This window comes from Streptomyces sp. NPDC102467, from assembly GCF_044765445.1.
Lineage (GTDB): Bacteria > Actinomycetota > Actinomycetes > Streptomycetales > Streptomycetaceae > Streptomyces.
Genome location: NZ_JBIWKA010000001.1, coordinates 412,637 through 436,262, shown reverse-complemented (window position 1 = coordinate 436,262; position 23,626 = coordinate 412,637). Strand labels below are relative to the sequence as shown.

The following is a 23,626-nucleotide window of genomic DNA, read 5'->3' as shown; positions in this document are numbered from 1 at the left end:
TCGTACTAATGCGGTCGACGTGCGGGAATGGCCGCCGTCTCGCGTACGTTCGACTGATTGCGAACACGCATCCCCAGCCACGAAGGAGCGCGACGAACATGCCGGGCACTGTGACGATGTACAGCACCACCTGGTGCGGCTACTGCCAGCGGTTGAAGAAGCAGATGGACCGCGAAGGCATCGGATACACCGAGATCAACATCGAGCACGACCCGGACTCGGCGGCGTTCGTCGAGAAGGCGAACGGTGGGAACCAGACGGTCCCCACCGTGCTCTTCGAGGACGGCTCGACGCTGACCAACCCCTCGCTGGCCCAGGTCAAGCAGAAGGTCGGTGCCTGAGCCCGTCGCTCACAGCGCGTCGTTGGGCTTCGGCAGGGGCTTGCCGTACCAGAGCTCGATCAGGCGGGCCGCAATCGAGATCCCGTAGGGAGGCATGACCTCCCCGCTCTCGAACGCGGCCCGCAGGTCGTCGCGGGAGAACCAGCGCGCTTCGTGGATCTCCTCACCGTCGACGTTGATCTCCGTCGAGGTCGCGTGCGCCATGAAGCCGAGCATCAGGCTCGAGGGGAACGGCCAGGGCTGACTGGCGACGTAGGCGACCTCGCCGACGAGGACACCCGCCTCCTCGAAGACCTCGCGGCGCACCGACTGCTCGATGGACTCGCCGGGCTCCACGAAGCCCGCCAGCGTCGAGAAGCGGCCCTCGGGCCAGTGCACCTGGCGACCGAGCAGAATGCGGTCCTGCTCGTCCATGACCGCCATGATCACGGCCGGGTCGGTGCGCGGGTAGTGCTCGGCCCCGCAGGCCTGGCAGCGGCGGATGTGGCCCGCGGCGGCGATGACGGTGCGCTCGCCGCAGCGGGAGCAGAAGCGGTGCAGTCGCTGCCAGTTCTCCAGCGCGACGGCGTGCACCATCAGGCCGGCGTCCCGCTGCGAGAGCAGTAGACCCGCCTCGCGCAGTCCTGCGGGGCGCGCGGACTGGTCCATGCGCCCGGGGAGCGTGTCCTTCTGCAGCGCGAAGTAGCTCACACCGTCCTCGTCCGTGCCCAGGAAGTAGCGGTGGGCCTCGGTGAGGGGCGCCTCGAAGGACGGGGTCATGACCAGTTCCGTCGCGCCGTCCGGTGTCTCGTCGATGAGCACCTGGCCACCGGAGACCACGAAGACACGGGTCGTCGGGTGGCTCCACGCGGCGGCGAGCCAGGCTTCGTCGAGGCGGTGGTGCGCGGCACGGTCGATCCCGCTCGGCGCGGCGAGCGAGAGCGGCCGGTCTGCGGCGATGTCGGCGGTGCGGTCGGTCCAGGTGGTCACAGGTGCTTCCAACTCCCCCGGTGGAAAGGGCGGTTCGGCGGGCGGTTCGGCAGGGCGTTCGGTGGGAGGGGCGGGGCGTCGTTCAGGGTGCGTCCGTCCAGCTCTCCGCGAGATCGCCCCACAGGTAGGCGGTGGTTTCGACGCCCTTCATAAGGAGGTCGAGTTCGACCTTCTCGTTCGGGGCGTGCCAGCCGTCGGAGGGGACAGAGATGCCCAAGAAGAGCACGGGGGCTTCGAGGACATCCTGTAGGTCGGCCGCCGGACCCGACCCGCCTTCGCGCGTGAAGCGGATCTTCTCCTCGAAGGCGCGGCCCATGGCGCGTACGACGGACTGCAGGGCTGGGTGGTCGAGGGGCGTGAGGCACGGCCGGGTGGCGGCGCCGAAGGTGATGGTGTGGCCGATCCCCGCGGGCAGCTGCTCGGCGACCCAGGCGGTGACCGCCTTCTCGATGTGGTCGGGGTCCTGTCCTGCGACGAGCCGGAAGGAGAGCTTGAGCAGCGCGGAGGACGGCACGATCGTCTTGCCGCCCGGGCCTTGGTAGCCGCCACCGATGCCGTTGACCTCGGCGGTGGGGCGGGCCCAGATGCGCTCCAGAGTGCTGTGACCGGCCTCTCCGTAAGTGGCATGGGACTTGGCCGTGCGCAGCCACTGCGCCTCGTCGAAGGGCAGCTCCGCGAAGAGTTCGCGCTCCCGGTCGGTGAGCTCGAGGATGCCGTCGTAGAAGCCGGGCACGGCCACGCGCGCGTGCTCGTCGTGCAACGCGGCGACGAGGCGGGCGGCGGCGGTCGCCGGGTTCGGGACGGCGCCGCCGAACGAACCGGAGTGGATGTCCTGGTCGGGACCGCGCAGCTCGATCTCGCAATCGGCGAGGCCGCGCATTCCGGTGCACACCGTGGGGGTGTCCTCGGACCACATGCCGGTGTCGGAGACGATCACGGCGTCGGCGGCGAGGCGCTGCTTCCGGGCCTCCACGAGGGCGCGGAAGTTCGGCGAGCCCGACTCCTCTTCGCCTTCGATCAGCAACTTGAGGTTGACGGCGGGGGCGGTGCGCCCGGTGACGGCGAGGTGGGCGCGCACTCCCAATGTGTGGAAGAACACTTGCCCCTTGTCGTCGGCCGCGCCACGCGCGTGGAGCCGGTTCCCGACGACGACGGGCTCGAAGGGCTCGGTGACCCAGCCGTCCTCGCGGGCTGCGGGCTGCACGTCGTGGTGTCCGTAGACGAGAACGGTGGGGGCCTTCGGGTCGCCGGAGGGCCACTCGGCGAACACGGCGGGGGCGCCGGGCGTCTCCCACACCTCAGTGGTCGGGAAGCCGGTCTCGGCCAGCTGTGCGGCGAGCCAGTCGGCGCTGCGTCGCACGTCCGGTGCGTGGGCGGGCTGGGCGGAGACAGAGGGAATCCGCAGCCACGCCGCGAGGTCGTCGAGGAACGCCTCGCGGTGGTTCTCGATGTACGCACGGACGGTGCTGACGTCGCTGTCAGCGGTATCAGCGTTGGCGGCGTTGCCAGCGTTGTCGACGGGCTTGCTCATGCTCACGAGCCTAGTCCCCCACCGGAGCAAGCCCGTCCGGCGGCTCCTGGGCGGGCTCCTCCGGGGCCTGCGGCTCCTCCGTGAGGATCCGCTCCAGCTCCGCACGGCCGGGCAGCCGCTGCGGCCGGACCGTCTCCCCGCTGCGTACGTAGACGAAGGCGGCGCTCACCGACTCCAGGGGCACGCCCTGAAGCTCGGCCCAGGCGAGTCGGTAGACAGCGAGCTGGAGGGGGTCCCCGGTCTGCTGGTGGCCGGTCTTCCAGTCGACGATCTCGTACGTCACCGCGTCCCCGTCGCCTGTCTTGTAGACGGCGTCGATACGGCCGCGGACGACGCGTCCCGCGACGGCCATCTGGAAGGGCAGCTCGACCCTGTAGGGGGCCCGGTGCGCGTACGAGGTGTGCTCGAAGGCTTCCTTGAGCGCTTCCAGATCCTGCTCGTCGGCGATCTCCGCGTCGCTGCCGGGCAGCTCATCCGGACCGAGCATGGGCAGTCGCAGTTCCTCGAAGCGGGACTCGACCCAGGCGTGGAAGCGCGTCCCCCGGCGGGCCGCAGGCTGGGGCGGGCGCGGCATGGGGCGGGCCAGCTCCTGGGCGAAACCATCGGGGTCGGCAGCCATGCGCAGCACCTGCGACGCGGTGAGCGAGTGCGGCACGGGCACGTCGCGTACACCGGCGCGGGCACGCAGCAGCTCGCCCGTGAGGGCGTCGAGGTCTCGGTCCCAGGACGCGATGGTGCGGGCCTCCTCCGTGGTGAGCACGGTCTCGGGAGCGGGCGCGGGGTGTGGGACCACGGGCACAGCGACCGTGTGCGGGGGCTCTGCCGCGCGCGCGTGGGACGGTGGCTCCGGGGCGGGGTGCGGGACGGCGGGACGCTCGGCGGACAGGTCCTCCCAGTCGTCCGGGGCATCGCCCAGGAACTCTTCTTCGTCGAGGAGAAGCTCATCGTCGGGCGGGGGCGGCCAGTCCGGGTCCTCGAAGGGCGGCTCCCCATAAGCAGCGGGGTGGGTCTCCGTGTGCGCGCGGGCTTGCGGGGGGCCCCCGGCACGCTCCACGTGAGCGAGAACCGTGTCGGCTGCCGCGCGGCGGCGGGCCAGGGACGTCTCGTCGAGCGGCAGCGGCCAGGCGTGCTCGGCCGACGCCTCCTGGAGTGCCGGGTTCTCCTCGTCCTGCGCCGGTTCGTCCGCCCAGACCTCGATCTCGCCGTACCCGGCGGCGCAGTGCTCGTACAGCGCCTGAAGGAAGTCGGACGGGCCGCGCTGCCTCTTCTGGGACGGCCCCCACCAATGGCCGGAACCGAGCAGCAGTGTGCGAGGGCGCGTGAAGGTGACGTACCCCAGGCGTAGTTCCTCGGTGTGCTGGTGGTCCTTCATGTCGGCGGCGAAGGCCTTCATGCTCCTGGAGTCCCAGGCCTCTATGCCGGGCAGGATGGCCGCGTCCCCGCGCAGTTCGTGGGGCAGGACCTTGCCCTGCGCGGTCCACTTCTCGCGCCCCTGGCTGCTCGGGAACGTGCCGTTGACGAGTCCGGGGACGGCGACGACGTCCCATTCGAGGCCCTTGGACTTGTGGGCGGTGAGTACCTTCACGGTGTTCTCGCCGCCCGGGAGCGCGTTGTCGAGGCCCTTCTCGTACTGGGCCGCAGTGCGCAGGAATCCGAGGAAGGCGAGCAGCGACGCGGAGTTGTCGTTGGCCGCGAAGGAGGCCGCGACGTCGAGGAAGTTGGACAGCGTCTCGCGGCGACGGGCCGCCAACGCGTGTGGGGACGCCGAGAGTTCGACCTCCAGGCCGGTGACGGCCAGCACACGGTGCAGCACGTCCATGAGCGGGTCGGCCAACGAGCGGCGCAGGTCGCGCAGTTCGGTGGCGAGCCGGGCGAAGCGTACGCGCGCGTCCGGCGAGAAGGGCAGCCCGTCGCCGTCCCCGTCGGCCTCGACGGAGGTTTCAAGGAAGGTGTCGAGCGCGTCCGCCAGCGATATCACTTCGGACGGGTCGACGCCCTCGACGGCCTCGGCCAGACGACGGTCCGGATCGTCTTCGTCTCCCCCGCGCGCGTGGGAGACCAACAAGCGGGCCCTGCGTCCCAGAAGGGCCAGGTCGCGCGGGCCGATGCGCCACCGAGGGCCGGTCAGCAGCCGCACCAGAGAGGCGTTGGCCCCGGGGTCCTGGAGCACCTCGCACACGGCGACCAGGTCGGCGACCTCGGGAAGGTGCAACAGCCCGGAGAGGCCGACCACTTCGACGGGGATGTCGCGGGCGACGAGTGCGCCCTGGATCTCGGCGAAGTCGGTGGCGGTGCGGCACAGGACGGCGATCTCGCCGGGCTCCTTACCCGTTGCGACGAGGTGGGCGATGGAGTCGGCGAGCCAGTCGATCTCCTCGCTGTGGGTGTTCAGGAGGGCGCAGCGCACGATGCCGTCGCGCTCGGCCCCTGGGGCGGGCCGTAGCGCCTCCACACCCGCGTGCATCGCCCGCAGCGGCTCGGCCAGTCCGTTGGCCAGGTCGAGGAGGCGGCCGCCGCTGCGCCGGTTCTCACTGAGCGCGAAGCGGGCCGCCGGGCGGCCGTCGGCGTACGCGAAGTGCCGCGGGAAGTCGTCCAGGTTGGCGACCGAGGCGCCGCGCCATCCGTAGATCGCCTGACAGGGGTCGCCCACGGCCGTCACCGCGTGGCCCGTGTCGGCGCCGAACAGGCCTGCCAACAGGATTCGTTGGGCCACGGACGTGTCCTGGTACTCGTCGAGCAGGACGACCCGGAATTCGTCGCGCAGGATCTCGCCGACCTCGGGCCGGGTGTCGGCGAGCGTGGCCGACAGCGCGATCTGATCACCGAAGTCGAGGACGTCCCGCGTCCGCTTCGCCTCCCTGTAGCGGCCCACCAGCTCGGCCAGCTCCAGCCGGGCGGCGGCGGCCTCAGGGACCTTGCGCAGATCCGCGTTACTGAGCTTGGCGCCTTCGAGGGAGCGCAGCAGTTCATGGTCGTACGCCCGGAGTTTTTCGGGCCGTACGAGGTGCTCGGACAGCTCGGCGTCAAGGGCGAGCAGATCGCTGACCAGGTCGGCGAAGGAGCGGGTGAGGGCGGGATACGGACCCGGAGCCTCGCGCAGCACCCGCGCGGCGAGCTGGAAGCGGGTGGCGTCGGCGAGGAGCCGCGTCGTGGGTTCGAGCCCTATGCGCAGCCCGTGGTCGGTGAGGAGGCGGCCGGCGAAGGCGTGGTAAGTGGAGATCACGGGCTCGCCGGGAGGGTTGTCCGGGTCGATGGTGTCGGGGTCGGTGACGCCCGCCTTGACGAGGGCCTTGCGGACGCGCTCGGCCAGCTCGCCCGCGGCCTTGTTGGTGAACGTGAGGCCGAGGACCTGCTCGGGCGCGACCTGCCCGGTGCCCACCAGCCAGACCACCCGCGCCGCCATCACCGTCGTCTTACCGGAACCCGCCCCGGCCACGATCACCTGCGGGGCGGGCGGCGCGATGATGCAAGCCGTCTGCTCCGGGGTGAACGGGATGCCCAGCAGCTCCTTGAGCTGCTCGGGGTCGGTGAGGCGTGTGGTCACCTCGTCGAGGCTAACGGGCACCACTGACAGCGCCGGTCTGTTCCGGCTCAGCCGAGGCGCACGTCACTCCACGACGTGACTGCCCTCGGGCCGCGCACTGCACGAGGCGCGGAAGGCGCAGTGCGTGCAGTGCTGTCCGGTGGTCGGCGTGAAGCGCTCGTCGAGGACCTTGCCCGCGGCGGTGGCGAGGAGGTCGCCGACCCACTCCCCTTCGAGAGGCTCCTGCGCCTGCACCTTGGGGAACGTGTCGCCGCCGTCCTTCTTGGGCGCCCCCTGACGCAGCTGCACCAGTTCGGCTCCGCCGGGGTGGGGGCGGGCCCCATCGAAGGGTTCGTCCACGGCACCCTCGCGCACGGCGAGCTGGTACACGGCGAGCTGCGGATGGCGGGCCACGTCGGCTGCGCTGGGCACCTGCTTGCCGGTCTTGAAGTCGACTACGTAGGCACGACCTTCGGTGTCGCGCTCGACGCGGTCCATGGATCCGCGGATGCGTACTTCGTAGGAGCCTGCTTCGAGGGTCACGTCGAAACCGTGCTCACTGGCGACCGGGGTACGGCCGGTGCGGTCCGTGACGTGCCATTGAAGGAAGCGTTCGAGCGCCACGCGCGCGTGCTCCTTCTCCTGGGCCGACTTCCAGGGCGCGTCGAAGGCAAGGGCGTCCCATACGGAGTCGAGGCGCTCCATGAGGACGGCGAGATCGGCCGGAGTGCGGCCGGAAGCGACCTCGTCGGCCAGAACATGCACGACGTTGCCGAATCCCTGGGCGGCGGTGGCGGGGGCGTCGGCCTTCACCTCACGGCCCAGGAACCATTGCAGCGAACAGGTGTTGGCGAGTTGGTCGAGGGCGCTTCCCGAGAGCACGACGGGCTTGTCACGGTCCCGCAGCGGGACCTTGCTCTCGGTGGGCTCGTACATGCCCCACCAGCGGTAAGGGTGGGCGGACGGCACGAGCGGACGGCCGTCGTCGTCGCTGAGCGCGGCGAGGCGGGCGAGACGCCGGGCGGCGGCCTCCCTCAGGGCATCGGAGATGCGGGGGTCGACCGTCGTGGCGCGCAGTTCCGCGACGAGGGCCGCCACGGAGAGCGGCCGACGCGGACGGCCGGTGACGTCCTTGGGCTCGATGCCGAGCTCGGTCAGGAACCGGGACGGCTGGTCGCCGTCGTCCGCGGGCGCCTTCACCGCGGTGACGACGAGCCGCTCCCGCGCGCGCGTGGCAGCCACGTAGAACAGGCGCCGCTCCTCGGCCAGCAACGCACCTGGGGTGAGGGGCTCGGCAAGACCGTCGCGTCCGATGCGGTCGGCCTCCAGGAGGGAACCCCGACGGCGCAGGTCGGGCCAGAGGCCCTCCTGTACGCCCGCGACGACGACCAGCCGCCACTCCAGGCCCTTGGAGCGGTGCGCGGTCATCAGACGGACGGCATCGGGACGCACCGCCCGTCCGGCGAGGGTGTCGGCGGCGATGTCCTGGGCGTCCAGCTCCGCAAGGAAGTTGCGGGCGCCGCGGCCCCCGGTGCGCTCCTCGGCGCGGGAGGCGATGGCGAACAGAGCGCAGACGGCGTCCAGGTCGCGGTCGGCGTTGCGTCCCGCGGCTCCGCCGCGGAGGGCGGCGCGCTCCAGACGCTGCGGCCATGGCGTGCCGTTCCACAGCTCCCAAAGGGCTTCCTCCGCGGTGCCGCCGTCGTCGAGTTTCCCGCGGGCCGTCGCGAGCAGTGCGCCGAGGCGCTGCGCACCGCGCGCGTACGCCGGATCGTGCAGAGCGAGGCGCCCCGGCTCGGCAAGGGCGCGGGCCAGGAGTTCGTCGGAGGGCGGCGGCACATGGTTGCCCGCGGCGCGCTCCTCCTCGCGCAGGGCGCGGCCCAAGCGGCGCAGATCGGCGGCGTCCATGCCGCCCAGGGGCGAGGCCAGGAGCGTGAGCGCGGTCTCGGTGTCGAAGCGCAGGTCACTTTCGGTGTCGTCCTCCGCGTCGCCCTCGGGCGGGCTCTGTGCCACCACCTTCAACGCGGCGAGCAGGGGCGCGACCGCCGGCTCATGGCGCAGGGGCAGGTCGTCGCCGTCGATGTCCAGGGGGACGCCGGCCGCCGTGAGCGCGCGCCGCACCGACGGGATGCTGCGCGTGCCCGCGCGCACCAGCACAGCCATGTCGCTCCACGGGACGCCGTCCTCCAAGTGGGCTCGGCGCAGGATGTCCGCGATGTTGTCGAGCTCGGTGCCGGACGTCGGGTACGTGAAGACCTCGGCCCGGCCGCCGTCGCGCACGGGTGTGAGCGCGCGGTGGGCGCGCACCTTCTGCGCGGGCAGGCGCGTCAGCGGCATGCGCTGGGTGATGCGGCGGGTGGCTTCCAGGAGGTGGCTTCCGGAGCGCCGGGACGTGGTGAGTACCTCGACCGGCGCGGGAGTGCCGTCCGCGCGCGGGAAGTCGTCGGGGAAGTCCAGGATGCCGTTCACGTCGGCGCCGCGGAACGTGTAGATCGACTGGTCCGGGTCGCCGAACGCGACCAGGGTCCGGCCGCCGCCCGCGAGCGCGTGCAGCAGCCGGACCTGAGCCGGATCGGTGTCCTGGTACTCATCGACGAACACGGCGTCGTACTGCGCGGCGAGTTGGCCGGCGACGTCCTGACGATGGGCGAGAAGCACGGCGCGGTGCACGAGTTCCGCGTAGTCGAGCACGCCCTGCATGTCGAGTACGTCCAGGTACTCGGCGAGGAACGTGGCGGCCGCGCGCCAGTCGGGGCGGCCGATACGGCGCGCGAAGGCGTCCAGGGCAGCGGGCCCCAGACCCAGCTCACGGCTGCGGGCGAGGACTGCGCGTACTTCGTCGGCGAAACCCCGCGTGGTGAGGCAGGCGCGCAGCTCGTCGGGCCAGCGCACATGCGCGAGCCCGGCCTGCTCCAGGTCGACCTGGCCGGCGAGCAGCTCGCGTACGGCGACATCCTGCTCGGGACCGGACAGGAGACGGAGGGGTTCCGCGAAGAGGTCCGCGTCTTGGTGGGCGCGTACGAGCGCATAACAGAACGAGTGGAAGGTCGTCGCCTGGGGGGCGCGCGCGGCTCCTATGCGCAGTGCCATCCGGTCCCGCAGTTCGACGGCCGCCTTGCGGCTGAACGTGAGCACAAGGATGCGAGCGGGAGCGGTGCCCTTGGCGATGCGCGCCGACACCGCTTCTACAAGAGTCGTGGTCTTACCCGTCCCCGGTCCGGCCAGGACGAGCATCGGGCCATGGGCGTGGTCAACCACGGCACGCTGAGGTGCGTCCAAACGAGGGGGGGCCACGGGAACCGCTGGGGTACGCACCAGGCGATACGCGCCCGGCATCGCCTGTCGAACCTGGTGGTGCGACAGGTGCCGGGTGGACGAAGAGGAACTCACGTGGATCGCTGGTCCTGGTGGGTGTGCTGATGGTCGAAACGCCGTTTGCGCGGAGCGGTGGCTACGGGGTGAAGGAGGTGTCTGCCATCGACGGTGCCGTCGACGCTACGCCGTCGAGTGTGGCGGAAGCCGAGCTTCCGAAGCCTCCCTCACGTCACTCTCGGCGCAGGTGTGCGCTGTCTCACGAACGAGCACTGCCGTGGCAAAGTGCCCGAGGCGTCCCCTTTCCCCCTTTTCCCCCGTACGAGCCATCAGCACCCCGCCCGCGCACCGAATGGTCGAAGCTGTCAATTGTGAGCTTCTGTACGCGTTCGGCCGTCCCACCGCGCTCGCTTCATGTCAAGGCGCGGCAGGTGGCCCTCCGAGGCACGGGAGGCATCGCGCAGCGGCGTGCTCTCCTCCCTGTAGTGGCCGAGCGCCCGCAGTTCGTGGCCCGGGAGCAGCGCCCCGTCGGCACGCACCACGCGCCACCACGGCACGGCGCCTCCGTAGAGGGCCATCACGCGTCCCACCTGGCGCGGCCCTCCCTGCTCCAGCCACTCGGCGACGTCCCCGTACGTCATGACCCGGCCGGACGGAATCAGCTCGGCGACCTCGAGGACCCGCTCCGCGTACTCGGGCAGCTCACCTGTCGGCTCGTTCTCCTCGCTCATCCGGTCCATCCTGCCCCACGGCACCGACAACATGGAGAGACATACAAGCGGCCTCATGGAGAGACGTACAAGAAGGCGCTTGCGGGCGACTTCGCGCACCTCGAATGCACCCTGATACCCCCCTGTGGCGATAGGACATGCCACCATCGTGCGGGCGGTGACTGGTGATACGAGATCAAGAAGAGACGACGGAGCAGCAGAGCGTGCACCCCGACAAGGCGGAGGGCACCTCTGTGACACCGGCGCGCCCTGAGGATCCGGCCGAGGCCAAACACGAGCAACCGCTGCACGACCCCGACTGCGTGGACGCGGACACGCACGCCGAGCGGGTCGACGGTGACGAACCGTTGCTCCCCGCGCGCGTGCACCGCCCCTCCGACCTGATGCGCCTGATGGTGGGCGTACTCGCGATCGCCGTTCTGCTGGCCATCGCCGCGTTCGCGCACGCCACGACCTCGGGCTTCGCCCAGGACATCAACAAGGGCACAGGGCAGGCTCCGGACCTGCTCACCAAGTTCGCGGGTCTCACCTCGAGCATCGCCATCCTTCTCGTACCGGTCGCGTTCGCCATCGAGCGGCTCATCAAGCGCGACGGCCTTCGGATCGCAGACGGCGTGCTCGCGGCGGTCCTCGCCCACGGGGTGACGCTCGCGACCGACCTCTGGGTCGCCAAGGCCGCGCCACAGTCCATCCAGGACGCGCTCACCAAGGTGTCGCCGGGCGACATCCATGCGCTCACCGACCCGGTACACGGCTACTTGGCGCCCGTCATCGCCTACATGACCGCCGTCGGCATGTCCCGACGACCACGATGGCGCGTGGTGTTGTGGGTGGTGCTGCTGCTCGACGCGTTCGCGATGCTGGTCACCGGTTACACCACACCGTTCTCGATCATCCTGACGATCCTCATCGGCTGGACGGTCGCCTACGGAACGCTTTATGCCGTCGGCTCCCCCAACGTGCGACCTACAGGCCAGACGCTCCTCGCTGGCCTCCGGCACGTCGGCTTCCACCCCGTCAGCGCCTCCCGCGAGGAGGCCCACGAAGGCACCACGGAGAACGGCGACAGGGGGCGGCGCTACTTCGTCACCTTGGAGGACGGCCCACCGCTGGACATCACCGTCGTCGACCGCGAACAGCAGGCGCAGGGCTTCTTCTACCGTGTGTGGCGACGTCTGACGCTGCGCGGCATCACCCAGCGCCGCAGCCTCCAGTCACTGCGTCAGGCCCTGGAGCAGGAGGCGCTGCTCGCCTACGCGGCGATCTCGGCCGGGGCGAACGCGCCGAAGCTCATCGCCACCTCCGAGCTCGGTCCCGACGCCGTGATCCTCGTGTACGAGCACATCGGCGGCCGGTCCCTGGACGCGATCGCGGACGACGAGATCACCGACGACCTGCTGCGCGACACCTGGCACCAGGTGCAGGCGCTGCAGTCCAGGAGGATCGCGCACCGGCGGCTCGCAGGCGACGCGATCTTGGTGGATCGTTCCGGCACGGTGTTCCTCACGGATCTGCGCGGCGGTGAGATCGCCGCGGGCGATCTGGTCCTGCGCATGGACATCGCGCAGATGCTCACCACTCTTGGCCTGCGGGTGGGTGCCGAGCGGTCCGTCGCCGCCGCCGTCGGCGTACTCGGCCCCGACACCGTCGCCGACTGTCTGCCGCTGCTGCAGCCGATCGCGCTCACACGCTCCACCAGGGGGACGCTGCGCAAGCTAGGGCGGGAGCGCGCCCAGCGCGAGCGCGAGGCCGTTCTGGAGGCGTCCAGCAAGGCCAAGCAGACACGCCTGGACGAGAGTGCCGAGGTCGACAGCGACGGAAGGAAGTCCGTACGCGCCGAGAAGAAGTCCGAGAAGGCCGAGCGGCAGGCCGAGAAGCGGGCCATCGACGTGGCCCTCGACGAAGCGCGCGAGGAGGATCTGCTCACCCAGATCCGCCATCAGGTGCTGCGCATCCGACCCCAGGCGCCCGTCGAGCCGGCCCGCCTGGAGCGCATCCGGCCGCGCACACTGATCAGTTTCATCGCCGGTGCGATCGGCGCGTACTTCTTGTTGTCGCAGCTCACGCACATGGACTTGGGCGCGATCGTCGGCGAGGCCGAGTGGGGCTGGGTCGGTCTCGCGGTGCTGTTCTCCGCACTCAGCTACGTAGCGGCGGCGATGAGCCTGTTGGGCTTCGTGCCCGAACGGGTGCCCTTCATGCGGACCGTCGCCGCCCAGGTCGCCGGGTCGTTCGTGAAGATCGTGGCTCCCGCGGCGGTCGGTGGTGTGGCGCTCAATACGCGCTTCTTGCAGCGTTCCGGCGTGCGCCCCGGGCTCGCGGTCGCCAGCGTCGGCGCCTCGCAGCTGTTCGGTATGGGCAGCCACATCGTGTTGCTGCTGACCTTCGGCTACCTGACAGGGACGGAGAAGACGCCTTCCTTGTCGCCGTCCCGCACCGTCATCGCGGGTCTGCTGACGGTGGCCGTGCTCGTGCTCGTCATGACGTCGATCCCCTTCCTACGTAAGTTCGTCAGCACGCGCGTACGGTCGCTGTTCGCCGGTGTCGTGCCGCGCATGCTCGACGTGCTCCAGCGGCCTCGGAAACTGCTCACGGGTATCGGCGGCATGCTGCTGCTGACCGCCTGCTTCGTGATGTGCCTGGACGCCTCGATCCGTGCTTTCGGCGACAACACGACGAGCCTGAGCCTGGCCAGCGTCGCGGTGGTCTTCCTGGCCGGTAACGCGCTCGGTTCCGCCGCACCGACCCCCGGCGGTGTGGGCGCCGTCGAGGCCACCCTGACGGTGGGGCTCATCGCGGTCGGTCTTCCCAAGGAAGTGGCCGCCCCGGCCGTGCTCCTGTACCGACTGCTCACCTTGTGGCTGCCCGTCCTGCCCGGTTGGTTGTTCTTCAACCACCTGACGCGCAAGGGCGCTCTGTAAGCGGGCCCTTGCCACAGTCCGCGCCCTGGTCGTAACCGCCTGAACCGACCTCACCCGCACAGCCCGCAGCCCGAGCGCGCCGCACGAGGCCGCCGCAGGATGGACGCATGCCCAATCCGTCCCGGCCCCGCGCCGCCGCCCTGGCCGTCACCGCCGCCCTGCTGTCCGCCTCACTCGCGGCCTGCAGCGAGTCCGAGGACGCCGTGGATCTGCCGTCCCAGACGCTGAGCTGGAAGGACTGCCCCGCTCCGGCGGAGTCCGAGGGCGGCGGCGCTGCCCCGTCTCCCTTGCCCGGAGGCGCCGAGTGGCAGTGCGCCACCATGAAGGCGCCCCTCGACTGGGGCGACCCCAAGGGCAAGACGATCGGCCTCGCGCTGATCCGCGCGAAGGCGAGCGGCGACCAGGACCGGCGCATCGGCTCGCTCGTCCTCAACTTCGGAGGCCCGGGCGGCTCGGGCGTCACCTCCCTGCCCTCGTTCGGCGCCGACTACGCGCAACTGCGCACCCGCTACGACCTGGTCAGCTTCGACCCCCGCGGGGTGGGCCGCAGCGCCGGCGTCGAATGCGAGGACGACGAGAAGCTCGACGAGTACTTCCAGCAGGACTCCACTCCGGACGACACGGCGGAACAGACGAAGCTCGTCGACAACATCACGTCGTTCAACGGCGCCTGCGACAAGAATTCCGGCAAGGTCCTCCCCCACGTCCGCACCACGGACGCGGCCCGCGACATGGACCTGATGCGTCAGGTCCTCGGCGACGACAAGCTGCACTACTTCGGCATCTCGTACGGCACCGAACTCGGCGGCGTCTACGCTCACTTGTTCCCCAAGAACGTGGGCCGCGCCGTGTTCGACGGCGTCGTCGACCCCACGCAGGACGCGGAGCAGAGCTCACTCGGCCAGGCCAAGGGGTTCCAGCTCGCCCTCGACAACTACGCGAAGGACTGCACGTCAAAGGCCGAGGACTGCCCGGTCGGCGACACTCCTCAGGACGTCAAGGACAAGATCGCCAAGTTGCTCGACGAGCTCGACGACAAGCCGATCCCGGGTATCTTTCCGCGTGATCTGACACAGACCGCCGCGACCAACGGAATCGCCCAGTCCCTCTACTCACAGGATTTCTGGGAGTACCTCACCGAGGGCCTACAGCAGGCGTACGACGGCGACGGCAAGATCCTCATGCTGCTGTCCGACTCGATGAACGGACGCAATGAGGACGGCAAGTACAGCAACATCCAGGCCGCCAACGTCTCCGTCAACTGCGCCGACGACAAGCCGCGTTACACGACGAAGGGCATCGAGGCGAAGCTGCCCGATTTCCGTGCCGCGTCCCCGCTGTTCGGTGACTACCTGGCCTGGGGGATGCTCGGCTGCACCGACTGGGCCGTCGACGGAGCAGCCGCCCACCCGGACGTCAGCGCTCGTGGCTCCGCGCCGATCGTGGTCGTCGGCAACACCGGCGACCCTGCGACCCCGTACGAGGGCGCGCGGAAGATGGCGGACGCGCTGGGCGACGGCGTCGGGGTCGAGCTGACGTACAAGGGCCAGGGCCATGGCGCGTACGACAGCGGAAACAAGTGCGTGCATGCCGCCGTGAACGGCTATCTCCTCGACGGGACGGTCCCGAAAGAGGGAACGGTCTGCTCGTGATCGCGGAGTTGTCCACAGGCCGGAACGGATGTCGACGCCTCCTCCTACGATGGCCTGACTGTCTCTCGAACGGGGGCGGTTGAGGGGGGAGGTGCCATGGCACCACGGGATTCGCGTGCCCGCGCAGGCGCACGCACACATGCGGGAACAGGGGCCAGGGCACTGGCTCTGGCGGCGACCGTCGTCCTCACGACCGGACTGCTCACGGGGTGCAGCGGCTCGAGCGGGGGCGGGGGCGGGGGCGGCGGGGACGATCCGAAACCGTCGACGGGCGGTGCCTCGCGATCCACGGCCCCGACGACACCACGCGCGGCCACACTGCCGCCTCTTCCCTCGTCGCTCACGAGCCAGCGTCTGGACTGGGGCCGTTGCGGGGCGACCGCGAGCGGGTCCGCGCCCGGATCCGACTGGCAGTGCGCGAAGCTCAAGGCTCCGCTCGACTACGCGAAGCCGGACGGGCCGACCATCGCCGTCGCCCTCATCCGCGCCAAGGACCGGGGCGGCGGGGACGACCGGATCGGCTCCCTCTTGTTCAACTTCGGTGGTCCGGGCGGTTCCGGAGTCGAGCTGATGCCGGCCTTCGCCCCTCAGTACGCGAAGCTGCGCGAGCGCTACGACCTGGTGAGCTTCGACCCGCGCGGGGTCTCGGCGAGCGAAGGGGTGCGGTGCCGCAGCGACAAGGCCACGCAGGCGGCCGAATCCGTCGACCTCACGCCCGACACCCCGGCGGAGGAGAGGGCGTACCTCAAGGACGCCGACGATTTCGGCACGGGCTGCAAGAAGGCCGGGAAGCTGCTCGGCCATGTGTCGACGATCGAAGCGGCCCGCGACCTGGACCTGATGCGTCAGGCTCTCGGGGACGACGAGTTGCACTACATGGGTGTCTCGTACGGCACCGAACTCGGCGGGATCTACGCCCACTTGTTCCCCGGCAAGGTCGGCAGGCTCGTCCTGGACGGTGTCGTCGACCCGACGGCGGGGCGCGTCGGGCAGGCCGAGAACCAGGCACGCGGCTTCCAGCGCGCCCTCGACAACTACTTCACGTCCCGTGGCAAGGACCCGAAAGAGGGGTCGCGCGAGATCGCGGCCCTCCTGAAGCGGCTCGACGCGCGGCCGCTGCCCGCATCGGGCGGCCGCGAGCTGAACGAGTCGCTCGCGACCACCGGCATGGCGGTCACCCTGTACAGCAAGAACAGCTGGCCCGCCCTCACAAGGAGTCTGCAGGACGCGGAGAAGGGCGACGGCACGGCACTGCTGGCGCTCGCCGACTCCTACAACGACCGCGATGAGAGCGGGCATTACGGCACGGCGAGTCATTCGCAACGTGCGATCTCCTGCCTCGACGACAAGGCGCGGCCGACGGCCGCGCAGACGAAAGCACAGCTGGCGAAGTTCCGCGCCATCTCACCCGTCTTCGGGCAGTACATGGGCTGGGACACCGCGGGCTGGTGCCACGACTGGCCCGTGCCGGGGCAGTGGGCCGACCCGGACGTGAGCGCACCGGGTGCGGCGCCGGTCCTGGTCGTCGGCAACACCGGTGATCCGGCGACGCCCTATGAAGGCGCGCGGCGCATGGCGGACGAGCTGGGCAAGGGCGTCGGTGTCGAGCTGACATGGAAGGGCGAGGGACACGGGGCGTACGGCTCCGGCAGCTCCTGTGTCGACTCGACGGTGAACACGTACCTGCTGGAGGGGCGAATACCGCGCGACGGCAAGGTGTGCTCCTGACCGTGGGCGGCCCGCACGCGCGAGGGGCCCCCGACATGCCGGACGGGCCTCGCGCACAGTGCGCGAGGCCCGTCCGGAAAGGTCACGGCCGAGCGGTGGCCCGGCAGACCGGCGAGCTAACCGGCTAGTAGACCGGCTTGTCGGGCTCGATCTGGTTGACCCAGCCGATGACGCCGCCGCCGACGTGCACAGCATCCGAGAAGCCCGCGGACTTCAGCACCGCGAGAACTTCCGCACTGCGGACACCCGTCTTGCAATGCAAGACGATCTTCTTGTCCTGCGGGAGACCTTCGAGGGCGGTGCCCATGAGGAACTCGTTCTTCGGGATCAGCTTGGCGCCCGGGATGGAGACGATCTCGTACTCGTTCGGCTCGCGGACATCGATGATCTCGATGTTCTCGCCGTCGTCGATCAGCTCCTTGAGCTGCTTGGGAGTGATCGTCGAACCGGCGGCAGCTTCCTGCGCCTCCTCGGACACGACGCCGCAGAAGGCCTCGTAGTCGATGAGTTCGGTGACGGTCGGGTTCTCACCGCAGACCGCGCAGTCGGGGTCCTTGCGGACCTTGACCTGGCGGTACTGCATCTCCAGGGCGTCGTAGATCATGAGGCGGCCGACCAGCGGGTCGCCGACGCCGGCCAGGACCTTGATCGCCTCGGTGACCTGGATGGAGCCGATGGACGCGCACAGCACACCCAGGACACCGCCCTCGGCGCAGGAGGGGACCATGCCGGGGGGCGGGGGCTCCGGGTACAGGCAGCGGTAGCACGGGCCGTGCTCGGACCAGAAGACCGAGGCCTGGCCGTCGAAGCGGTAGATGGAACCCCACACGTACGGCTTGTTGAGCAGCACGCACGCGTCGTTGACCAGGTAGCGCGTCGCGAAGTTGTCGGTGCCGTCGACGATCAGGTCGTACTGGCTGAAGATGTCCATCACGTTCTCGGCTTCGAGCCGCTCTTCGTGAAGGATCACGTTCACGTACGGGTTGATGCCGAGGACCGAGTCCTTCGCGGACTCCGCCTTCGAGCGGCCGATGTCGGCCTGGCTGTGGATGATCTGGCGCTGCAGGTTCGACTCGTCGACCTCGTCGAACTCCACGATGCCGAGCGTGCCCACGCCGGCCGCGGCCAGATACATCAAGGCCGGCGACCCGAGGCCGCCGGCGCCCACACAGAGCACCTTGGCGTTCTTCAGCCGCTTCTGCCCGTCCATCCCGACATCCGGGATGATCAGGTGGCGGGAGTACCTGCGGACCTCGTCTACGGTGAGCTCAGCAGCTGGCTCGACCAGGGGTGGCAGCGACACGGGGACTCCGTTGGTCGGTATCTACGTACGGTTGTTCCGTCTGTAACACTGCCACGCCCCTCGTCATTCCGAGACACCAGGTCCGATACGCGAGACGATTTCGTCCCAGTAGCCGGGCATCGACTCCCACGGGTCCGTCGCGCCGCCGCGGTCCGTGTGATCGGTGAAGTAGATCGTGCCCGCGCCCTGCCAGCGCGCGATGCGCAGCGCCTCGTCGAGGTGGCCGCGGGGCATGCTGTGCACGAAGTGGCAGAACCGCTCGGGCGGATAGTCGGCGGTCCACTCCGCGACCTGGGACCAGCGGTAGTCGCTCCACGGGCCGGAGAACGTCACCAACTGGTCGGCGGTCTCGGCGAATCCGGGATACGGGTGGATGCCGTGCCCGAGCACGATGTACGCGTCGTCGACGAGCGCGCGCAGCGTCGTGACGGTGCGCCGGACCTCGGGGAGCGCGGCTCGCTCGGTGGGACAGCGGTCGAGGCTGAACCCGTCGACCTGGTACCAGTCGAGGTAGCGGTGGGCGTCCGAGACGAGTTCCCCGAAGGAGCGGGCGCCGTAGGTCATGTCGACGTGACCGAGGACACGCACGCCCGCGTTGCGGAGCCGGCCTGCCGCCTCCAGGCAGTGCGGGTCGGGGCGGGCGCCCGGGCCGTCGGCGATATTCAGGACGACCCAGTGCAAAGGGGTTGCGGGGCGCGTGAGTTCGGCCCATTCCGCGGGGGCGACGAGCGGGTGGGCGAAGCCGGGGATGCCGAAGCCGAGGCGTACGTCGGTGCTCGACAGGCCGGTCGTGGTGGGGGTCAGATACGGCATGCCGCCTCCATCCAGATGTCGGCGAGGGACTCTTCGAGGTTGATGCGGGGACGCCAGCCGAGCCGGTCGCGAGCCGTACGCACGTCGGCCTGCTGCCAGCTGCCGCAGCCGTCGGGGTACGGGTACGCGGCGGACGGAGGGCCCTGCATCCCGTGGTCGGATTCGGAGCGCGGGTGGCCGACGGATTGCCTGAGGCCGACGGAGGGCGTGTCGAGTTCGTGGAGGGCGCCGCCGAATCCGGCGACCCGGGCGAGCACGGCGGCGGCATCGCGCAGTCGCACGGCGCGGCCCGAGCCGATGTTGATGACCCCCTGGGCGGCGGAGAGCGACGCGGCGTGCACGGCGCGCGCCACATCGCGTACGTCGATGAAGTCGCGCTGGGCGCCGAGGCCACCGAGCTTCAGCTCCCCGTCACCGGCCTGCATCGCGCGGCGCATGGCCTCGGCGAGCCTGCCGAGCGGGGATCCGGCGGGGGTGGCGGGGCCCGCGGGCGAGAAGACGCGCAGGACGACGGCGTCGAGGCCGGAGCCGAGGACGAGTTCGGTGGCGGCGAGCTTGCTGACGCCGTACGGGCCGCCGGGCCGGGGCACCGCGTCCTCCGCGGTGGACGAGCCGGGCTGCGACGGGCCGTACTCGGCACCGCAGCCGATCTGTACGAGGCGGGCGCCGCAGCCGCTTCGGCGCAGAGCCTCACAGACGGTGGCGACGGCGACGGTGTTGTGCCGGGTGAGGTCGCGGGCGCCGCCGCGGGTGGCACCGGCGCAGTTGATGACCACCCCGGGGTGGACGGCGTCCAGGAAGCGGGTGAGCGCCCCCGGACTGCCGGTGGCCAGGTCGAAGCGGACATCGGCGTCGTCGCCCCGGCCGAGTGCCGTGAGCTGCACGGCGGGGTCCGCCAGAAGCCGGTCGGCGACGAAGCGCCCGAGGTATCCGTTGGCTCCGGTCAGCAGGACCCTCATCGGACGCCTCCCTGGGTTCGCGCTCCGCGCACTGCGCGCCGTGCGCGCGAACCGTGGGTGTCGCGCTGCCCGTGAGGCCCGGAGTATCCGGCGTATCCGGCGCCTCGGGGAGGAGGGGTGGTCATCTGGCGTTCTCCTTATGAGTGGTGCCGTGAGTCGTGGGGTGGGCCCGCGGTGTCGGCCCCGCGGGAAAGGGGTGTTGCAGGGGGTGTTCCTGGTCATGCGGCGGGCGGTGCGGTCCGCTCGGCGGGGGGCTCCGCAGTGGTCATGGCGCGCCTCCGGTCGTGCCGTCGGCGCTCGCGTGGGCGGAGGCTCGGGTCAGCGTGCGGGTGGCGTGTACGAGCAGCGCCAGGGCCGCGACCCCGCAGGCGACACCGGGTACGACGGCCGCGCCCAGGGCACCGACGGCCGCCTCGACCGGCGTGCCCAGGACGTCGCAGCCGGGCAGACGCGCGGCGAAGACGGAGGCGACGGCCAGGGTCTCGACGGCGGCGGCCGCGCCGAGTACGACCGCGGGGGCGTGCGTGCGCCCGTGCGCGGCGAGGAGGCGGGCGAGCAGCAGCAGGAGCCCCAGCGCTCCCGCTCCGGCGTAGTCCACGCTCTGGTCGAGCAGGGCTCCGGACAGGCCGAGCAGCACGGCCAGCGCGAGGGCGAACAGGGCGACGGCGCCGAGGAGCAACGGCCGTACGGAGGCGGCGAATTCGGCGAGTCCGCGGCTGACGGCGAGTCGGCGGTGGGCCCCGGCCGTGTAGAGCCCGGCGCACCAGAGCGCGGGCGCCACGGCGACGGCGAGCGCGAGGAGATCTGCGGTCGCCGGGGCCCAGGGCTCGTCGGGGCCGCCGGTCAGCGCGGCGTTCAGCAGGCCGTCGCCGAGCAGGGCGTAGGCGAGCAGCCACCAGACCCACAGGCGGGTCGCGGGTGCGGGCGGGCCGTCCGAGGCGCGGAGCGGTCCATGCCGCAAGGTCGTGCGCAGCGCGGCGGCGGCGGCGAGCGCTCCACTCATGCCGACGGCCAGCCGGGCGGTGCCCGTGGTGGCGTCCAGCGCGGGGAGCGTGAGCGCGCAGACGGCGCCCGGCAGCAGCGCGAGCAGAGCCCATGCGCCGCGTACGCCGGTACGTCTGGCGGGGGTGGCGGGGGTGGCGGCGACCGGCTCGCCCTGTTCGCCGCCACGGGCCACGCGTGCGTACATCTCCTCGGCGAGCGAGAACACGTCCCTGTGGCGGAAACGGGCGGCGGTCCTGTCGGTCACGCCGAGGGCTTCCAGGCCCGCGGCGATCTCCAGGGGATCTACAGCGCGCTCGCACAGGTCTCGGTGCCGCTGCATCAGGACCTTGACCGGGTCGACGCCCGAGCGGCGGTGGGGCACCCGGGAGGCGAGCTCGCGACCGCGTGCGCCGGGGCTCGGGTCCTGCGGCGGTTTGGGGCCGGGCAGGGGGCGGCCGCTCTCCGCGCCGTGGCCCTGCCTCTCGCTCCGCCCGGTTGCCGCTGTGCCGTCGACGCCATGGTTTTCATCGGCGCCGTCGATCTCTGCATCGGCATCGGCATCGGCACTAGCACCGGCACTGGCATCGGTGCCGGCCTCGGTGCCGGCCTCGGCCTTCCAGGCGCTCGAGTCGCGCAGCAACTCGCCGCCGAGGTCTGCCAGTTCACCGTACGAGAAGTCCGGACCATCCGTGCCGTCAGGGGTGCCCGGGATATCCAGCGCGTCTGGGGCGTCCGGAACGTCCTTCAGCGCCTGGGTCGATCCGGCTCCCCAAGCCCCGGCGCTCAGCGGTACGCGCGGCAAGTCCGCACCGACACCGCCGGCCGCCCCGCGCCTTGCGCCCTCACGCCCGCTCATGCGTCACCCTCCCCGCGACCCGGCGTCACTCCGGCCAGTTGCTCCCGCTCACCGCCGCCGACACCGCCGACACCGCCGACAGCGCCGCCCATGTCACCGGCAGCACCGACGCCAGCAACCCCGATACCGGCAGCTCCGACGCCCGGCGCCCCGATGTCGGACGCCCAACTGGGCGCCCCCGTACTGGTGGACCGTCCGGCGAGCCATGACCCGCCGATGCCTCCGGTGGCTGCGGCCGTCCACCGCCCCGGCACGTGGGCCTCGGGCGGATGGGCGAACGGCAGGGGCTTGCCTGCGTCGTCCAGGGCGTCCCGGCGGACCGGGCAGTGCGAGACGATCTCCAGGTAAATGCTGTGAAATGCCGCGATGTTCTGTTCGACGGTGAAGAGCTCCAAGGCCCGGGCCCGGGCCGCCGCCCCGAGGCGTTCCCGGCGCCCTGAGTCGCGCAGCAGCGCCACGCAGGCCTCGGCGAGTGCCCGTGGGTTGCGCGGCGGCACGACGAGACCGGTACCGCCGATGACCTCGACGACGGCACCCACGTCGGTCGACACGGTCGCCCGCCCGCAGAACATGGCCTCGACCAGGCTGATCGGGAACCCCTCGACGACGCTGGAGAGGACGACGACACCGCCCGCGCCGTAGACGTCGGCGAGGTCGGGCGCCTCGGGTGCGCCGAGTTCCTCGAAGGAGACCGGATTCTCGCCGACGGCGTGGATCCCCTCGGCCTCGTCGGGGAAGAGCTGCGCGGCCAGGGCCTTGCAGTGCCCGAGGTACACCTCGGCGTCGTGGTCCGACGAGTGGTCCCGGTCGGCCCCGCCCGCCACGTGCCGGGCCGGCATCGCCCCCACGATGCGCAGCCGCGCCTTCGGTTCCTCCTTGCGGATCTCCGCGAACGCGTGCAGCAAGGAGATCAGGTCCTTGGAGGGGTCGATGCGCCCGACCCAGACGAGGGTGTCCGGCTCCCCCGGTTCCTCGCGCTCGCCGACCTCGGCGAAGCGTGAGGCTTCCATGCCGGGGTGGACGGTACGCAGCTTCGCGCGGTCGGCGCCGCACCGCTCCTGCCAGCGGCGGGCGTGCGCGTTGCCCGGGGTGATCACGGCGGCCTGCCGGTACACCTCGGCGGCGAGCAGTCCATGGAAGGCGGCGAGGAGCGCGCGCACCGGCGCACTCAACTCGGCGTCGCCCGCGGCGATGTAGCGGGCCCTGAGCTGTACCCCGTACTCGGTGACGAGCAGCGGGACGCCGAAGAACCGCTTGGCGAGCAGGCCGGGCAGGGCCGCCGCGCCGCCCGATGTCGCGTGGCACAGATCTACGGAGGCGAGTCCGTCGCCCCCGAAGCCGCCCGAGGCGTCCTGGTACCAGTCGAGGGAGAGGGGGCGCAGCGCGCGCTCCACGTGCCCGGCGAAAGCAAGGAGGTCGGGCACGCGGGCGGCGCGGGCAGTGCGCTGCGCGCCGGGTGCTCGACAGGCGCGCTCCAGAATGCGCACGGCCGCCTCGGAGCGGAGGGAGGGGCCCAGGTTTCCTGCCTCGCGGGCGAGTTCGGCAAGCCCGTACAGCGCGGTGGCGAAACGGTCCGCCTCGCCGCCCGAGCCGTTCGCGCCGCCCGTCTCACCACCTGGGCCGCGGACGACCGCGGCCGCGAGTTCTTCGTACAGAGAGGCGAACCGTCGCCGGACTCGCCGCCCGAGTGTGCCGCCGCGTGCGCCGTCCTCGCTCCCCGGGCCACCCGACCACACCGAGGCGGTCCGCACCCGGTTGACCTGCGGGGGCAGTTCGAGCCAGCCGGCGTCTTCCTGCTCCTGGCTGCGGCTGAGTGCGTAAATGTCGAATTCGTGCTGCTCGAGCCCGCGCACGAGCCGGTCGCACCAGAGTCTGGCCTCGCCGCTCACATACGGATAGCCACCCTCTGTCAACAGTCCGATACGCACGAGTACACCCCCGATCTCCCGTATGGGGAGCCACCGTTGGTCCGGTGGCTCGCAGCGGGACGAACGTATGCGGACATG

The 23,626-nt window shown here is 71.1% G+C and carries 14 protein-coding genes; 4 read left to right on the top strand and 10 right to left on the bottom strand.

The window, feature by feature from the left end:
• Window positions 1-98: 98 nt before the first annotated feature.
• Entirely contained in the window at window positions 99-341 is a 243-nt protein-coding gene (locus ACIREE_RS01920) for a mycoredoxin (protein WP_404144885.1), read from the top strand.
• Window positions 342-350: 9 nt separating this feature from the next.
• On the opposite strand, the gene nudC is transcribed toward ACIREE_RS01920, so the two are convergent.
• The 5 genes from nudC to ACIREE_RS01895 all read right to left on the bottom strand — a co-directional run bounded on the left by nudC (window position 351) and on the right by ACIREE_RS01895 (window position 10,404).
• Window positions 351-1,310 carry an NAD(+) diphosphatase gene (nudC, locus tag ACIREE_RS01915; RefSeq protein ID WP_404144883.1) on the bottom strand — a complete coding sequence of 320 codons (960 nt, stop codon included), beginning with the start codon at window positions 1,308-1,310 and terminating at the stop codon, window positions 351-353.
• A gap of 82 nt (window positions 1,311-1,392) precedes the next feature.
• A complete protein-coding gene (locus ACIREE_RS01910; RefSeq protein ID WP_404144881.1) occupies window positions 1,393-2,841 on the bottom strand; it encodes a dipeptidase in 1,449 nt (482 codons plus the stop codon).
• A gap of 10 nt (window positions 2,842-2,851) precedes the next feature.
• On the bottom strand, window positions 2,852-6,385 hold the full coding sequence (locus ACIREE_RS01905; RefSeq protein WP_404144879.1) for a UvrD-helicase domain-containing protein: 3,534 nt from the start codon (window positions 6,383-6,385) through the stop codon (window positions 2,852-2,854).
• 63 nt (window positions 6,386-6,448) lie between these two features.
• On the bottom strand, window positions 6,449-9,751 hold the full coding sequence (locus ACIREE_RS01900) for an ATP-dependent helicase (protein ID WP_404144877.1): 3,303 nt from the start codon (window positions 9,749-9,751) through the stop codon (window positions 6,449-6,451).
• Between the two features lie 287 nt (window positions 9,752-10,038).
• Complete coding sequence (locus ACIREE_RS01895) at window positions 10,039-10,404, bottom strand: MGMT family protein (protein WP_404144875.1); 366 nt, start codon at window positions 10,402-10,404, stop codon at window positions 10,039-10,041.
• Window positions 10,405-10,568: 164 nt separating this feature from the next.
• Between ACIREE_RS01895 and ACIREE_RS01890 the strand changes: the two genes are divergently transcribed.
• From ACIREE_RS01890 to ACIREE_RS01880, 3 genes are all read left to right on the top strand, one after another.
• Window positions 10,569-13,325 (top strand): lysylphosphatidylglycerol synthase domain-containing protein, encoded by a 2,757-nt coding sequence (locus ACIREE_RS01890; protein ID WP_404144873.1) that lies wholly within the window; start codon window positions 10,569-10,571, stop codon window positions 13,323-13,325.
• Between the two features lie 107 nt (window positions 13,326-13,432).
• The gene (locus tag ACIREE_RS01885; RefSeq protein ID WP_404144871.1) at window positions 13,433-14,977 is read left to right on the top strand and encodes an alpha/beta hydrolase; all 1,545 of its coding nucleotides are present in this window, start codon (window positions 13,433-13,435) and stop codon (window positions 14,975-14,977) included.
• Window positions 14,978-15,073: 96 nt separating this feature from the next.
• Window positions 15,074-16,705, top strand: coding sequence for an alpha/beta hydrolase (locus tag ACIREE_RS01880; protein ID WP_404144869.1), 1,632 nt, complete (start codon window positions 15,074-15,076; stop codon window positions 16,703-16,705).
• A gap of 124 nt (window positions 16,706-16,829) precedes the next feature.
• Here ACIREE_RS01880 and moeZ read toward each other — a convergent pair whose 3' ends face one another.
• The 5 genes from moeZ to ACIREE_RS01855 all read right to left on the bottom strand — a co-directional run bounded on the left by moeZ (window position 16,830) and on the right by ACIREE_RS01855 (window position 23,548).
• Window positions 16,830-18,008 carry an adenylyltransferase/sulfurtransferase MoeZ gene (moeZ, locus tag ACIREE_RS01875; protein ID WP_404144867.1) on the bottom strand — a complete coding sequence of 393 codons (1,179 nt, stop codon included), beginning with the start codon at window positions 18,006-18,008 and terminating at the stop codon, window positions 16,830-16,832.
• A 63-nt stretch (window positions 18,009-18,071) separates the two neighbouring features.
• Complete coding sequence (locus tag ACIREE_RS01870) at window positions 18,072-18,821, bottom strand: spherulation-specific family 4 protein (RefSeq protein ID WP_404144865.1); 750 nt, start codon at window positions 18,819-18,821, stop codon at window positions 18,072-18,074.
• Window positions 18,809-19,780, bottom strand: a complete 972-nt coding sequence (locus ACIREE_RS01865; protein ID WP_404144864.1) for an NAD-dependent epimerase/dehydratase family protein — start codon at window positions 19,778-19,780, stop codon at window positions 18,809-18,811. The genes ACIREE_RS01870 and ACIREE_RS01865 overlap by 13 nt, the downstream gene beginning before the upstream one ends.
• Window positions 19,781-20,045: 265 nt before the next feature.
• Window positions 20,046-21,620, bottom strand: a complete 1,575-nt coding sequence (locus ACIREE_RS01860; protein ID WP_404144862.1) for a hypothetical protein — start codon at window positions 21,618-21,620, stop codon at window positions 20,046-20,048.
• On the bottom strand, window positions 21,617-23,548 hold the full coding sequence (locus tag ACIREE_RS01855; protein WP_404144860.1) for a DUF3492 domain-containing protein: 1,932 nt from the start codon (window positions 23,546-23,548) through the stop codon (window positions 21,617-21,619). Before ACIREE_RS01855 ends, ACIREE_RS01860 begins: the two co-directional genes overlap by 4 nt.
• Between the last annotated feature and the right edge of the window lie 78 nt (window positions 23,549-23,626).